Annotated in this window: 15 protein-coding genes; 11 read left to right on the forward strand and 4 right to left on the reverse strand. The window is 66.2% G+C overall.

Going from position 1 to position 14,449, the window contains the following annotated elements:
* Positions 1 to 33: 33 nt before the first annotated feature.
* The 4 genes from BM353_RS04870 (at position 34) to BM353_RS04885 (ending at position 2,722) form a co-directional block, all read left to right on the forward strand.
* A complete protein-coding gene (locus BM353_RS04870; protein ID WP_092077193.1) occupies positions 34 to 822 on the forward strand; it encodes an exodeoxyribonuclease III in 789 nt (262 codons plus the stop codon).
* A 95-nt stretch (positions 823 to 917) separates the two neighbouring features.
* Entirely contained in the window at positions 918 to 1,835 is a 918-nt protein-coding gene (locus BM353_RS04875; RefSeq protein ID WP_092077195.1) for a thioredoxin family protein, read from the forward strand.
* Positions 1,836 to 1,862: 27 nt separating this feature from the next.
* Entirely contained in the window at positions 1,863 to 2,510 is a 648-nt protein-coding gene (locus tag BM353_RS04880) for an LON peptidase substrate-binding domain-containing protein (RefSeq protein WP_092077197.1), read from the forward strand.
* Positions 2,507 to 2,722 carry a Trm112 family protein gene (locus BM353_RS04885; protein WP_092077199.1) on the forward strand — a complete coding sequence of 72 codons (216 nt, stop codon included), beginning with the start codon at positions 2,507 to 2,509 and terminating at the stop codon, positions 2,720 to 2,722. The genes BM353_RS04880 and BM353_RS04885 overlap by 4 nt, the downstream gene beginning before the upstream one ends.
* Before the next feature lie 154 nt (positions 2,723 to 2,876).
* Here BM353_RS04885 and BM353_RS04890 read toward each other — a convergent pair whose 3' ends face one another.
* Complete coding sequence (locus tag BM353_RS04890) at positions 2,877 to 4,190, reverse strand: ammonium transporter (protein ID WP_092077201.1); 1,314 nt, start codon at positions 4,188 to 4,190, stop codon at positions 2,877 to 2,879.
* 28 nt (positions 4,191 to 4,218) lie between these two features.
* Positions 4,219 to 4,557 carry a P-II family nitrogen regulator gene (locus tag BM353_RS04895; RefSeq protein ID WP_092077565.1) on the reverse strand — a complete coding sequence of 113 codons (339 nt, stop codon included), beginning with the start codon at positions 4,555 to 4,557 and terminating at the stop codon, positions 4,219 to 4,221.
* 256 nt (positions 4,558 to 4,813) lie between these two features.
* Here BM353_RS04895 and BM353_RS04900 point away from each other — a divergent pair, with 256 nt between their 5' ends.
* Positions 4,814 to 7,003, forward strand: coding sequence for a transglycosylase domain-containing protein (locus BM353_RS04900; protein ID WP_092077203.1), 2,190 nt, complete (start codon positions 4,814 to 4,816; stop codon positions 7,001 to 7,003).
* Positions 7,004 to 7,100: 97 nt separating this feature from the next.
* Here BM353_RS04900 and BM353_RS04905 read toward each other — a convergent pair whose 3' ends face one another.
* Both BM353_RS04905 and BM353_RS04910 read right to left on the reverse strand, forming a co-directional pair.
* Positions 7,101 to 7,691 carry an MlaC/ttg2D family ABC transporter substrate-binding protein gene (locus BM353_RS04905; RefSeq protein WP_092077568.1) on the reverse strand — a complete coding sequence of 197 codons (591 nt, stop codon included), beginning with the start codon at positions 7,689 to 7,691 and terminating at the stop codon, positions 7,101 to 7,103.
* A gap of 8 nt (positions 7,692 to 7,699) precedes the next feature.
* On the reverse strand, positions 7,700 to 8,416 hold the full coding sequence (locus BM353_RS04910) for an MlaA family lipoprotein (RefSeq protein ID WP_245759567.1): 717 nt from the start codon (positions 8,414 to 8,416) through the stop codon (positions 7,700 to 7,702).
* Positions 8,417 to 8,602: 186 nt separating this feature from the next.
* Here BM353_RS04910 and BM353_RS04915 point away from each other — a divergent pair, with 186 nt between their 5' ends.
* From BM353_RS04915 to BM353_RS04940, 6 genes are read left to right on the forward strand one after another with little or no spacing between them, the layout of a single operon-like run.
* Complete coding sequence (locus BM353_RS04915; RefSeq protein WP_092077205.1) at positions 8,603 to 10,339, forward strand: type I secretion system permease/ATPase; 1,737 nt, start codon at positions 8,603 to 8,605, stop codon at positions 10,337 to 10,339.
* Positions 10,336 to 11,640 carry an HlyD family type I secretion periplasmic adaptor subunit gene (locus tag BM353_RS04920; protein ID WP_092077207.1) on the forward strand — a complete coding sequence of 435 codons (1,305 nt, stop codon included), beginning with the start codon at positions 10,336 to 10,338 and terminating at the stop codon, positions 11,638 to 11,640. The genes BM353_RS04915 and BM353_RS04920 overlap by 4 nt, the downstream gene beginning before the upstream one ends.
* Positions 11,641 to 11,679: 39 nt before the next feature.
* A complete protein-coding gene (locus BM353_RS04925) occupies positions 11,680 to 12,144 on the forward strand; it encodes a RidA family protein (protein ID WP_092077209.1) in 465 nt (154 codons plus the stop codon).
* On the forward strand, positions 12,141 to 12,896 hold the full coding sequence (locus BM353_RS04930) for a glycerophosphodiester phosphodiesterase family protein (protein WP_092077211.1): 756 nt from the start codon (positions 12,141 to 12,143) through the stop codon (positions 12,894 to 12,896). The genes BM353_RS04925 and BM353_RS04930 overlap by 4 nt, the downstream gene beginning before the upstream one ends.
* Before the next feature lie 43 nt (positions 12,897 to 12,939).
* Positions 12,940 to 14,124 (forward strand): GNAT family N-acetyltransferase, encoded by a 1,185-nt coding sequence (locus BM353_RS04935; RefSeq protein WP_425439390.1) that lies wholly within the window; start codon positions 12,940 to 12,942, stop codon positions 14,122 to 14,124.
* Entirely contained in the window at positions 14,121 to 14,426 is a 306-nt protein-coding gene (locus BM353_RS04940; RefSeq protein WP_092077215.1) for a 4a-hydroxytetrahydrobiopterin dehydratase, read from the forward strand. The genes BM353_RS04935 and BM353_RS04940 overlap by 4 nt, the downstream gene beginning before the upstream one ends.
* Positions 14,427 to 14,449: the final 23 nt, after the last annotated feature.

The raw sequence follows: 14,449 nt of genomic DNA on the forward strand, positions 1-14,449 counted from the left end.
GCGATCCCGCGACCCTGACGACCGGAGCCTGACATGCCCTTCACCCTCGCCACATGGAACATCAACTCCGTCCGGCTGCGCGCCGAGCTGGTGGCGCGGCTGCTGCGCGAGGAGGCGCCCGATGTGCTCTGCCTGCAGGAATGCAAAAGCCCGGTGGACAAGATCCCCCGCGAGGTCTTTGCCGCGCTCGGCTATCCCCACATGGTCGCGCGGGGGCAGAAGGGCTACAACGGCGTGGCGATCCTGTCGAAACTGCCGCTTGTCGATGCGGGCGAGCAGGATTTCGCCCGGCTCGGCCATGCGCGCCACGTGGCGGCGCGGCTGGAGAACGGCACGACGATCCACAACTTCTACGTCCCCGCAGGCGGCGACAAGCCGAACCGCGAGGTCAACGAGAAGTTCGGCCAGAAGCTCGACTACCTCACCGAGATGCGCGACTGGTTCCACGCCGAGACCCCGCGGAAAGCCATCCTCGTGGGCGATCTCAACATCGCCCCGCGCGAGGATGACGTCTGGGATCACAAGGCGCTGCTCAAGATCGTCTCGCACACGCCGGTCGAGGTCGAGCATCTCGGCGCGGTACAGGAGGCGGGCGACTGGGTCGACATCACGCGGCAGGATGTGCCCGAGGGGCGGCTCTACAGCTGGTGGAGCTATCGCGCGCGGGATTGGGATGCGGCCGACAAGGGGCGCCGGCTCGACCACATCTGGGCCACGTCGGACATCTCCGGCGCAGGCCATTCCAGCCGCGTCCTGCGCCCCGTGCGCGGCTGGGAGAAACCGTCCGACCACGCGCCCGTCTTCGCCACATTTGACCTCTGAGCCCGCGCGGGCCGCCGCCGCCTCTTGGCAGACGGGGGCCGCCGGGCCATATAGGGGCCAACGCCAAACACACTCACGCCATCAGGAGCGACCCGATGCTCGGACTGGACAGCACCGCCGATACCACCCCCGCCGCCGATCTCATCAAGGACGGCACGGAGGCCACCTTCATGGCCGACGTGGTCGAGATGAGCGATACGATCCCGGTGATCGTCGATTTCTGGGCGCCGTGGTGCGGCCCTTGCAAGACGCTCGGGCCGGCGCTCGAAGCCGCCGTGACGAAGGCCCGTGGCGCGGTGCGGATGGTCAAGATCAACGTCGATGAAAACCAGATGATCGCCGGGCAGTTGCGGGTCCAGTCGATCCCCACGGTCTATGCCTTCTGGAAGGGCCAGCCGGTCGACGGGTTCCAGGGCGCGGTCCCGGGTTCGGAAATCGACGCCTTCGTTGCGCGCGTGGCCGAGATCGCCGGGGGCGAGGGTGACGGCGGGCTTGGCGATGCGGTCGAGGCGGCCGAGCAGATGCTCGCCGAGGGCGCCGCGGTCGATGCCGCCCAGACCTTCTCCGCCATTCTGGGCGAAGATCCGGCCAATGCCGCCGCCTACGGCGGGCTCGTGCGGGCGCACCTTGCGCTGGACGATCTGGATCAGGCCGAGGCGATTCTCAATGGCGCACCGGCGGAGATTTCCACCGCCCCGGAGCTTGAGGCCGCCGCCGCCGCTGTCGAGCTGGCGAAGCAGGCCGCGAATGCCGGGCCCGTGGCCGAGCTGACCGCCAAGGTCGAGGCCGATCCTGCCGATCACCAGGCGCGCTTCGATCTCGCCCAGGCGCTGCACGCCCATGGCGACGTGGAGGGCGCGGTCGATCAGCTTCTGGAGCTGTTCCGCCGGGACCGTGAGTGGAACGACGGCGCCGCCAAGGCCCAGCTTTTCACCATCTTCGACGCGCTCAAGCCGCAGGATCCGATCGTGCTCAACGGGCGCCGCAAGCTCAGCTCGATGATATTTGCCTGACGCCGGGCGCGGGCTAGGTTCTCGCTCATGATGAAGCTGGCAGACCTGCCCGACAAGATACCCGTGTTTCCGCTGCCGGGTGCGCTGCTGTTGCCGCGCGCGCGGTTGCCGCTGCATATCTTCGAGCCGCGCTACCTCGCGATGCTTGACGACACGCTCAAGACGCCGCACCGCCTTATCGGGATGGTCCAGCCCAACCCGCTCTGCACCGGCAAGGAAAAACAGCTCCACGCCATCGGCTGCGCCGGGCGCATCACCCAGTTTTCCGAGACCGAGGACGGGCGCTACATGGTCACGCTGGCGGGCATCAGCCGCTATCGGATCACGCGCGAGGTAGAAGGGTTCACCCCCTATCGCTGCTGCGAGGTGAGCTGGGCGAGCTTCGAGCGCGATCTCGACCAGACGCCGGAGAAAGACACCGACTTCTGCCGCACAAGCTTTTTTGACCTTCTGCGCCGGTATTTCGACGTGCATGACCTGCAGACCGATTGGGACAGCATGAAAGATGCCGAGAACGAGATGCTGATCGACGCGCTCTCGATGCTCTGCCCGCTGGAGCCGGAGGACAAGCAGGCCCTGCTCGAAGCGCCCTCGCTCTCGACCCGCCGCGAAACACTGGTCACGCTGATCGAGTTCGCGCTAAGAGGTGGCGACGAGGAGATGATCAAGCAATGACCGAGACCGCTAACCCCGAGACCGAAGCCCGGCCCGCGCCGGCCTTTGACCGCCGGATGCTGGAGGCGCTCATCTGCCCGCAAACCCACGCGGGCCTTGAGTATGAATCCGAGGCGCAGGAGCTCATCTCCCGCCCGGCCGGCCTTGCCTTCCCGATCCGCAACGGCATCCCGGTGATGCTGGTGGACGAGGCGCGCGCGCTCGACGACTGAGCCGCCCCGGCCCTTTTACACCCATTCGCAAGACATCGCCCGGAGGCCGCCCCGGTCGCAGGCCCCGTGCGGCCCTGAGTCTGGCGTCCGGGCAACAAAAAACCCGGGCGCGAACGCCCGGGCAGTTGGTCCGAAAGGCTAATGGAAGGAGGAGTTAGCCTTTGGAGAACTCGGGGTAGGCCTCCATGCCCAGCTCGGCCATGTCGAGCCCCATGATTTCGTCTTCCTCGCTCACGCGGATGCCGACGATCGCCTTGAGGATGAACCACACAACCAGGCTGGCCACGAAGGTGAAGACACCGTAGGCGATGATGCCAGTGATCTGTGCGCCCCAGTCGCCGGTGTAGAAGGCAACCGCGAGCGTGCCCCAGATACCTGCGATGAGGTGAACCGGGATGGCGCCGACCACGTCGTCGATCTTGAACTTGTCGAGCATCGGGACGGTGAAGACCACGATCACGCCGCCGATGGCACCGGTGATGAGCGCCATGAAGAGCGAGGGCGCGAGCGGTTCAGCGGTGATCGACACAAGGCCGGCCAGTGCGCCGTTGAGCACCATGGTGAGGTCCGGCTTGCCATAGACGATGGTGGTCAGGACCAGCGCGGCAACCGAACCGGCCGCAGCGGCCATGTTGGTGTTGGCGAAGATACGCGACACGTCAGACACATCGCCGACCGTGCCCATGGCGAGCTGGGAGCCGCCGTTGAAGCCGAACCAGCCGAGCCAGAGGATGAACGTCCCCAGAGTGGCCAGCGCGAGGTTGGAGCCGGGCATCGGAGTGGTTTTGCCGTCTTTGTATTTGCCGATCCGCGGACCAAGCACGATACAGCCAGCCAGCGCCGCCCAACCCCCGACGGAGTGCACAACGGTGGACCCTGCGAAGTCGGAGAAGCCCAGTTGGCTCAACCAGCCGCCGCCCCACTGCCAGGAACCGGAAATCGGGTACATCACGCCAGTCAGGACCACGACGAAGATCAGGAAGGGCCAAAGCTTGATCCGCTCAGCCACAGCACCGGACACGATGGAGGCGGTCGCCGCGACAAAGACGAGCTGGAAGAAGAAGTCCGACCCGACAGATGCGTAGTCGAGCGCCGCATCGGCCGCCGCAACGCCCACGGGATCGAGGACCGTCGGCGAGAAGAAGCTGCCGACGTAGCCGTTGAAGTCGCCCGGGTACATCAGGTTGAAGCCGATGAGCCAGTACATGATCGCCGCGATCGAGAAGAGCGCGATGTTCTTGGTCATCTGCATCGTGACGTTCTTGGAGCGTACCAGCCCGCCTTCGAGCATGGCAAAACCAGCGGCCATGAAGAACACCAGGAACCCTGCCATGCAGAACAGCAGAGTGGTCATGATGTAGGGCCCGATCTCGTCGAAGCCCGGCGCCGCGGCGGCGTCCTGTGCGAGGCCCATGGACGGCAACGCGGCAAGCGCGGCGACCGGGGCGAATGTTTTGAGAAGTTTCATTGGATCAAAAGTCCCTAGTTCGCGCGGCTCAAAGCGCGTCTTCGTTGGATTCACCGGTCCGGACGCGAACCGCCTGTTCGAGGTCCAGCACAAAGATCTTGCCGTCGCCGATCTTGTCGGTCTTGGCGGTCTTGGTGATGGTATCGACAACCTGTTCGGCCATTGCGTCCGCGACCGCGATCTCGAGCTTCACTTTCGGCACGAAATTCACGGCGTATTCGGCGCCACGATAGATTTCCGTATGGCCCGATTGCGAACCGAACCCCTTGATTTCTGTCACCATCATGCCGCGCACACCGATGGCGGTCAGCGCCTCGCGGACCTCCTCCAGCTTGAACGGCTTGATTGCAGCGATGATGAGTTTCACTGTGTTCCCCTTCGTTCCGCGCATGTCGCGCCCTTTGGTGCCCAGCACTCAGACGCTGATTGGCGCCGCGCTCAACCTGACGACGCCCAAATTCAGACCAATCGGACAGGCAAAATGCACATTTTTTGCACATTTAATAATTAATGCTCAAAAAATGAGCGGTATGAAAACGCGCTCTCGGTGGGTCCTTGCCTAAACATGGGCGCCGAAAGCGGCTATCTTGCCCGCGAGGCATGACAACAGGCAGTTCACGTCAATGAGTGATTCACCAAGGTCGGGACGTCGGCTTGTGGCCGACAAGCGGCGATCCCCGGCATCATCCAAGGCGCCCTCCAAGGCACGGGCCAAACCCGCCAAGCGCAAGGCGCCCCGCAAGCCGGCGGCCATCAAGCGCGGCCCCGTGGCGCGCGCGCTGCGTTGGGTGATCCGCTGGACGATCGGTCTGGCCTGGTCGGTCCTGTGGCGATTGGGCGCCGTCACCGCGCTGCTCGTGCTCGGCGCGGCGGTCTACTTCGTGACGACCCTGCCGGAGCTCGATGCGCTGATCGACGGGCGTGCGCGCGGCTCTGTCACCATGCTCGACCGCGAGGGCGAGGTCTTCGCCTGGCGCGGCGAGCAGTTCGGCGGGATGATCACCGCGGATCAAATCTCGCCCCACCTGAAACACGCCATCCTCGCGACAGAAGACCGGCGCTTCTATTACCACCCCGGCGTCGATCCGATCGGCGTTGCGAGCGCAATCCGCATCAACCTCAGCGAGGGCCGCGGCCCGCTCTCCGGTCATGGCGGCTCGACCATCGCGCAGCAATCCGCCAAGCTTCTGTGCCTCGGGGTCCCCTTCGATCCGGCCCGCTGGGAGAGCGAATCCGCCTATGAGGCCGACTGCCGCGAGACCTCGCTCTGGCGCAAGATCAAGGAAGCGACCTACGCACTTGCCCTGGAGCTCAAGTTCACCAAGGACGAGGTCCTGACGATCTATATCAACCGGGCCTTCCTCGGTTCCGGCGCACGCGGCTTCGAAGCGGCGAGCCAGCGGTATTTCGGCAAATCCGCCGCCGATGTCAGCCCCGCCGAAGCGGCGATGCTCGCCGGGCTCCTCACAGCGCCAACCCGCTACGCGCCGACCAACAACCTCCAGCGCTCGCAGGATCGCGCGGCGGTCATCGTCGGGCTGATGGAGCGTCAAGGCTATCTCGACGCCACCGAGGCCGCCAATGCACTGGCCCGCCCCGCCCGGCTCTCGGAAGCTGCCGAGAAGCGCGCTGGCGGGTATTTCGCCGATTGGGTGATGTCATCCGGCCCGGAGTTTTTCACGCGCGACACCACCGAGGACGTGCTCATCCGCACCACCCTCGACCAGCGCCTCCAGACCGCGGCGGAAGAGGCGCTGCGCACGGTGTTCGACGAAAAGGTGCGCGAGGGCTCCAAGGCCCAGGCCGCGATCGTGGTGATGAGCGCCGACGGCGCCGTGCGCGCCATGGTCGGCGGGCGCCAGACGGGCGTCCCCGGCCTCTTCAACCGCGCCACCCAAGCCCGCCGCCAGACCGGCTCGGCCTTCAAACCCTTCGTCTACGCCGCCGCGATGGACTTCGGCTATTCCCCGCTCGACACGATCGTCGACGAGCCGCTGACCATCAACATCCCCGGATCCGGCCCCTGGTCGCCGCAAAACTACACCAACCGGTTCTACGGCCGCGTGACGCTGACCCGGGCGCTCCAGGAGTCGCTCAACATCCCCGCGGTCAAGATCTCCGAGCTGGTCGGGCGCGATGTGGTCCAGACCGTCGCCTCGGAATTCGGCATCCAGAGCGATCTGGCCGAAGGCCCCGCCCTCGCCCTCGGCGCCTCCGAGTCCACCTTGTTGGAAATGACCGGCGCCTACGCCGGTATCCTCAACGGCGGCTCCTCGGTCGAACCCTACGGATTGACGGAGCTGACCTTGCTCGGCGATGACAGTCCGCTGATGGACGCCGCCGGCGGCGGGATCGGCGAACGGGTCATCCAAGAAGAGGCCGCTCGCAAACTCACCTACATGATGGAAAAGGTCATCAGCGAAGGCACCGGCACCCGCGCCCGCCTCCCCGACCGTCAGGCCGCCGGCAAGACCGGCACATCCCAGTCCGCCCGCGACGCCTGGTTCATCGGCTTCACCGCCGACTACGTCGCAGGCGTCTGGATGGGCTATGACGACAACACCCCCCTGACGGGCGTGACCGGCAGCGGGCTGCCCGCCGAAATCTGGCACGAGACTATGGTCCGGGTGCATGAGGGCATCCCCCCCAAACCCCTGCCCATGATCGTCCCCGAACCCTCAAACCGCACACCGGGCACAACGACGACGTCCCGCTCCGGCCAAAGCTCTTCGCAAAAATCCCCGGAGAAGCCCGACAACATCGCCGAAAACATCCTGCGCGACGTGCTGCGCGGGATCTTCGGCGGGAACTGAGCCGAAGATCTTTCGCCCCGCGCCAATCCGAGTGCTCCGGCCGCAAGGCCGGGGCGCGAGAGATCGCGTGCGCCGCAGGCGCTCCTTGTAAAAACGTCTAGCCGGCGCTGCGCAGGTCGCGGATCATCGCGTCGATATCCCCGCCGCGCGCATCGATCATCGCCCCGATCTCGGCGCGTTCGGTCAGCCCCATGTTGATCCCCTCGACAAACATGTTGAAGAAGAGGTCCGAGCCGGTGCGATCAGAGACCAGAAAGCTGACCTCGAACGGCGCCTGCCCCTTGAGATAGGCCGTCGTGCGCACCTCGACCGCGTTTGTCGCCGGCACCACGTCGCGCACCTCCAGCCGCCCGCCGATGAACTCACGGAACCGCCGCCCGTATTTCCGCGCGAGGTAGCCGACATAGGCATCGGTGAAGGCGCGCTTCTGTGCGTCGCTCGCGCTGCGCCCGTCAGCGCCCATCGCATAGGCCGCGACGTAGCTCGTGTCGGCGTAGCGCCGGAAGATCGTCTCGAAGGCGTCGAACATCCCCGCCTCCGAGGCGCCCGATGCGATCACCGTGTTGATCTCTGCCACCACCCGGTCGATCAGCGCGCGGCCGCTGGCTTCGGTCAGTGCGGCAAGCGGGCGTGCCAGTGTGAGAGCGGGCGCGGCGGCGAGGGCGGCGAGCCATTGGCGTCGGGTCAGCATCGAGCCTAGAATCCTTCGGTATCGAGAGCCATTGGATCTTCATCTGGGGTCGCGATGTCCGTGTGCAATGTGAAGCGGCGATTTTGCAGGTAAAGAAGCCGCGATTGCGCGTAGCTGTCCGCGCTTTCATAGAGCACCCCGTCGATCATGACCGCATAGCGATTGCGCGTGTCGACCACCTCCCCGACCTCGATCGCCGTGACCACGCGGCGGGTCTCGTCAGAGAGCATCGGCCCGAGTGGGTTGAGCACGATATCGACCACGGTCCCGAGCGCATCGCGCTTGTTTGACGGGCCAAACACCGGAAGCTCCACATATGCCCCTTCGGGCACGCCCCAGACATGCAGCGTTTCACCGAAATCGGTGTCCGCCTCCGCAAGCCCCATCTCCCCGGCCGGATCGAAGAGCCCGCCAATTCCCAGCGTGGCGTTGATGGTAAACCGCGCGCTGTTGCGCGCCGCGGAGGGCAGGTCGAGCTGCAACAGGTTGTTGACCACCGTCCCTGGCAGATCGAGCGTATTGGCCACATTGCGCAGCCCGGTCTGCGCCACCCCCGGCACCACGGCGCCATAGGCGCGCGCCACCGGCCGAAGGACGGCGCGGTCAATCCCCTTGTTTGCGGCATGAACCCGGCGATTGCGCTCCTCGAAGGGGTCTTCGATCCCGGCGGGCGCTGGTGCCTCGGGCAGCGCGCAGCCGGCCACAAGCGCCAGCGCGGGCAACAGGCAGAGCGCAATAAACAGTCGCCGACAGGGGCGAGACAAACCCAATCCAATCATGCTACCAACCGCCATGGCGCACCGCTCTGCCCTCCGGCATTGCTCCGCGCGCCCTATTTGCAAATTAATTTGACCGCACAACTTGCACAACATATTGCCAATTGGAAGAAAGGTTTTCGGTTAGAGCCCATGGCAGCACCCTCTCCCCATGACGGTCGCGAGGAATTGCGCGCCGCCCGCGCGGATAGCCGCGCGCTGTACTGGTCCGTCGCGATTTTCAGCTTCTTCGCCAACATGCTGATGCTGACCGGCCCGATCTACATGCTTCAGGTCTATGACCGCGTTCTCGGCTCGCGCTCCATCGAGACGCTGATCGCCCTGACCGCGCTGGTGGCCTTCCTCTACGGGGTCATGGGCCTGCTCGATTATGCCCGCGGCCGGATCATGGCGCGGGTCGGCGCCCGGTTCCAGAACCGGCTTGAGGGCCGGGTGTTCGACGCGGTGCTCCGCCAGGCGGGCAAGGGCGCGCCGGAGGAATCCGCCCGCACCGGCCTGCGCGATCTCGAATCGGTGCAGCGCATGCTGTCCTCGCCCGCGCTCATGGCGCTGTTCGACCTGCCCTGGACTCCGCTTTTCCTCGCGGCGATCTACCTGTTTCACCCCTATCTGGGCTATCTGGCGACCATCGGCGGCGGCATCCTGATCATCGTCACGCTGCTCAACCAGACCACCACCAAACGCCCGCTCACCCGCGCCAACAGCGCGACCTACGTGGCCGAACAGCTCGGCGATCAGATCCGGGGCGAGGCCGAGATGGTCCAGAGCCTCGGGATGCGCGGCGCGACCTTCTCCCGCTGGCAGCGCGCGCGCGATGTCGCGCTGAGCGAATCCGTGGGTGCGGCCGATCTCGGCGGGACCTATTCGGCCATCACCAAGACATTCCGGCTCTTCCTGCAATCAGGGATGCTCGGGCTCGGCGCCTATCTTGTGCTGCAGGGCGAGGTCACGCCCGGCGTCATGATCGCGGGCTCGATCCTTCTGGGCCGGGCGCTGGCGCCGATCGAGCTGCTCATCGGCCAGTGGCCGGTGATCCAGCGCGGGCTCAAGGGCTGGTCCTCGCTCGGCGAATTGCTCAGCGCCGCGCCGCCGCAGCCGCCGCGCACGCAGCTCCCCAAGCCGCGCGCCAAGCTCGATGTGCAACAGGTCACTGTCATCCCACCGGGGCAGCAGCAGGCGGTCTTGCGCATGGTGTCTTTCTCGGTCGAACCGGGTCAGGCGATCGGCGTGATCGGCCCCTCGGGCTCGGGCAAATCCACGCTCGCCCGCGCGATCATGGGCGTCTGGCGCCCGGCCGGCGGCAAGGTCCGGCTCGATGGTGCCTCGCTCGACAATTACGATCCGGACGTGCTCGGTCAGCATATCGGCTACCTGCCCCAGCGGGTGCAGCTTTTCGACGGGACCATCGCCGAGAACATCGCCCGCATGTCGACCCAGCCGGATGCGGACAAGGTCATCGAGGCCGCGCGCAAGGCCGCCGCCCATGACATGATCCTCAAGCTGCCCGATGGGTACGACACGCGCGTCTCCATCGCCGGATCGACGCTCTCAGGCGGGCAGATCCAGCGCATCGGGCTGGCCCGCGCGCTTTATGGCGATCCGGTGATCCTCGTCCTCGACGAGCCCAACTCCAACCTCGACAACGAGGGCTCCGAGGCGCTGAACGTTGCCATCCGCACCATGAAGAAAGACGGCAAGTCGATCCTGATCATGGCCCACCGCCCCGCCGCCATCGCCGAATGCTCGCACCTGCTTGTGCTCGATCAGGGCGCCCGGCGGGCCTTCGGGCCCAAGGACGAGGTGCTCAAGGAGGTCGTCACCAACGCGCGCGACATCCAGGCCTCGCCCAATCCCGGGGGGGTCTCATGAGCGCCGAAAGAACCTGGTCGGCCAAGCGGCCGCTGATCCTCGGGGCCTTTGCGCTGCTCATCCTCGTGGGCGGTTTCGGCACATGGGCGACGCAGGCGATCATCTCCGGGGCGATCATCGCCAATGGCCGCATCGAGGTCGATCGCAACCGCCAGATCGTCCAGCACCCCGATGGCGGGGTGGTCGAGGAAATCATCGTCGACGAGGGCGACACGGTGAAGGCGGGCGATCTTCTGATCCGGCTCGATGCGACGCTGCTGCGCTCCGAGCTCGCGGTCGTCGAGAACCAGCTCTTCGAGATCCTCGCGCGGATCGGGCGGCTCGAGGCCGAGCGGGACGACACCGAAGAGATCGCCTTCGCGCCCATCCTGCTGGAGGCCGCGGCGGAGCGCGAGGAGATCGAGACGCTCGTCGCCGGCCAGCGCCGTCTTTTCGAAAGCCGCCGGATTTCCATCGCCAACGAGGTTGAACAGCTCGGCAAGCGCCGCTTGCAGATCAGCGATCAGATCGTCGGCATCGACGCCCAGCAAGACGCCCTGACCACCCAGCTCGACCTCATCCGGGAGGAACTGGTGGGGCAGGAATCCCTGCTCGAACGCGGGCTCACCCAAGCCAGCAGCGTGCTCGCCCTGCGCCGCGAAGAGGCGCGGCTTTCCGGCACGGTGGGCGAGCTCAAGGCGCAAAAGGCCCAGGCCGAGGGGCGCGTCACGGAGATCGACATCGAGATCATCAAGCTCGCGAACCAGCGCCGCGAACAGGCCATCACCCAGCTTCGGGACCTGTCCGTCAACGAGCTCGAATCGCGCGAACGCCGCCGCAGCCTGCTCGAACAGCTCAGCCGTCTGGACATTCGCGCGCCGGTCTCCGGGATCGTTTACGGGCTCACGGTCTTCACCCCGCGCTCGGTCATCCGCGCGGCCGACCCGGTGCTCTACCTCGTGCCGCAGGACCGCCCGCTGATCATCGCCGCCCAGATCGAGCCGATCCACATCGACCAGATCCGCCTCCAGCAGGAGGTCGTCCTGCGCTTCTCGGCCTTCGATCAGCGGACCACGCCCGAACTCAACGGCACCGTCGTCCAGATCTCCGCCGACGCCTTCACTGATGACCGCTCCTCGCTCTCCTACTACCGCGCGGAGATCGTCCTGACGGAAGGGGAGCTGGCCAAGCTGCCGGATGGGATCGCGCTGGTGCCCGGAATGCCGGTCGAGGCGTTCCTGCGCACCAATGACCGCACCCCGATGGCCTACCTCGTCAAACCCCTGACCGACTATCTCGCCAAGGCCTTCCGTGAAGGCTGACGGCCCGATGCGCAGACCTGCTTCAAAGGACCAGACACTATGACCAACCCGATCGAAACCCGCCTTGCCGAGCTCGGCCTGACCCTGCCCGATGCGCCCGCGCCGGCGGCCAACTACGTGCCCTTCGTGCAGGTCGGGGGCCTCGTTCATATCTCGGGGCAGGTTTCGGCGAATGAGAGCGGCCTCATCTGTGGCAAGCTCGGCGCGGATCTGAGCGTCGAGGACGGCGCGCTTGCGGCAAAGCACTGCGCGCTGAGCCTCCTGGCGCAGGCGCGCGCGGCCTGTGGCGGTGATCTGGGCCGGTTGGTGCGGCTGGTGAAGCTCACCGGTTTCGTGAATTCCACCGCGGAGTTCACCGACCAGCCCAAGGTCATCAACGGCGCCTCCGATTTCTTCGTCGAGGTGCTGGGTGATGCCGGCCGCCACGCCCGCTCCGCCGTCTCCGCCGCCTCCCTGCCGTTTGGCGTGGCCGTGGAGATCGAAGGGATTTTCGAAGTCCGATGATCCTGCCCGACGCGTTTCTCGCCAGGCCCATCGCGCACCGTGCCTTGCATGAAGTCGCCGAGGGCCGGCCCGAGAACAGCCGCGCCGCCGTCCGCGCCGCGATGGAGCGCGGGCTTCCCGTCGAGCTCGACCTGCAGCTCAGCGCCGACGGTCGGGCCATGGTGTTCCACGACTACGAGCTCGACCGGCTGACCGCGGAGACCGGCCCGGTCGCGCTGCGCCCCGCCGATGCCCTGCGCCAGATCACCCTGCGCGGCGGCGCGCAGGGGATCCCGAGCCTGCGCGATATTCTCGAGCTGGTGGACGGGCGCGTCCCGCTGCTGCTCGAAATCAAGGATCAGGATGGCGCCATGGGCCCCGGCGTGGGCCGGCTCGAGGCCGCACTCGCGCAGGACCTTGCCCCCTACGCCGGGCCGGTTGCGATCATGTCGTTCAACCCCCATTCGGTGGCCGAGATCGCCCGGCTTCTGCCCGACCTGCCGCGCGGGCTGACGACTTGCGCCTACGATGCCGAGGATTGGCCCCTCCTGCCCGAAGAGACGCGCCGCCGCCTTCGCGGCATCCCCGATTTCGAGCGTGTCGGCGCCTCCTTCATAAGCCATCAAGCGCGCGATTTGAGCGCCCGGCCGGTGGCGGCGCTGCGCGAGGCCGGGGTACCGATCCTGTGCTGGACAATCCGCTCGGAGGCGTCTGAAACAGAGGCGCGCGCTCTTGCCGACAATATCACATTCGAAGGCTATGATCCGGGTTGAACCGGGCCCGAAACGCGCCACGTAGCAGGGTATGGAAGGGCCGATGCAGGACATGATCGAAATCGCGACCGCGTCCGGGATCGACGCCATCGGCGAGACGGACTGGAACGCCTGCGCCTGCCCCGAAACGCAGGACGGCGGGCCGCCCTGCGACCCTTTCACCACCTACGCGTTCCTCAAGGCGCTGGAGGACAGCGGATCGGTCGGGCCGGGGACCGGCTGGCAACCGCTCTACCTCTCGGCACGCGCAGCCGGCGAGATCATCGCCGTCGCCCCGCTCTACGCCAAGACCCACAGCCAGGGTGAGTACATCTTCGACCACAACTGGGCCCATGCCTACGACGCCGCGGGCGGCCGCTACTACCCCAAGCTTCAGATCGCGGTGCCGTTCACCCCGGCCACCGGGCGGCGCTTCCTGACCCGGCCCGGGCGGGATGCGGAAGGGGCCACGGCGCTGATACAAGGGGCGGTCCAGGTCGCGGCGGACAACGAGCTCTCCTCGCTCCACGTGACCTTCTGCACCGAGGCCGAAGCGGCGGCGGGCGCGGCGATGGGCTTGCTGCGCCGCAAATCGCAGCAGTTTCACTGGCGCAATGACGGCTATGCGGGGTTTGACGATTTCCTCGGCTCGCTCAGCTCGCGCAAGCGCAAGAACATCCGCAAGGAACGCGCCCAGGCGCAGGGATTCGGCGGGCGGATCATTACCCTGACCGGCGATGAGATAGAGCCCGAACACTGGGACGCCTTCTGGCAGTTCTACATGGACACCGGCGCGCGGAAGTGGGGCACACCCTACCTCACCCGCGCCTTCTTCGACGCAGCACAAGAGAGCCTGCGCGAGCATATCCTGCTCGTCCTGGCGGAGCGCGACGGGCGATACATCGCCGGTGCGTTGAACTTCATCGGGCGCGAGACGCTCTACGGGCGCTATTGGGGCTGTGTCGAACACCATCCCTGCCTGCATTTCGAACTGTGCTACTATCAGGCGATCGATGCGGCGATCCGGCGTGGTCTCTCGGCGGTCGAGGCGGGCGCACAAGGCGAGCACAAGTTGGCGCGCGGCTATCTGCCGGTGGAAACACACTCGCTGCACTGGATCGCGGACCCCGGCCTCTCCCGCGCGATCGCGCAGTTTATCGACGCCGAAGCGGAAGCGGTGGATCAGGAAATCGAGATCCTGACCGAGTACGGGCCGTTCCGAAAAGCAAACGTGGAGGAGCAAGAATGACCAAGGATCAGCTGACCGAGGCCGACCGCGCCGAAGCTCTCCCGGAGCTGTTGGCCGCGGGCTGGACAATGGCCGAAGACCGCGACGCCTTGCAGAGGCGGTTTGCGTTCAAGGACTTCCGCGCGGCCTTCGGCTGGATGACACAGGTCGCGCTTCTGGCCGAGAAGTTCAATCATCACCCCGAATGGTCAAACACCTACAACCGTGTGGAAATCACCCTGACCTCGCACGACGTCGGCGGGCTGAGCCAGCGGGACGTCACCTTTGCGCGCAAGATCGACGCCATCGCCACCGGAAAATGATCAATCATTTTCCGGCCCGTTTT

Source organism: Poseidonocella sedimentorum (assembly GCF_900116005.1).
Lineage (GTDB): Bacteria > Pseudomonadota > Alphaproteobacteria > Rhodobacterales > Rhodobacteraceae > Poseidonocella > Poseidonocella sedimentorum.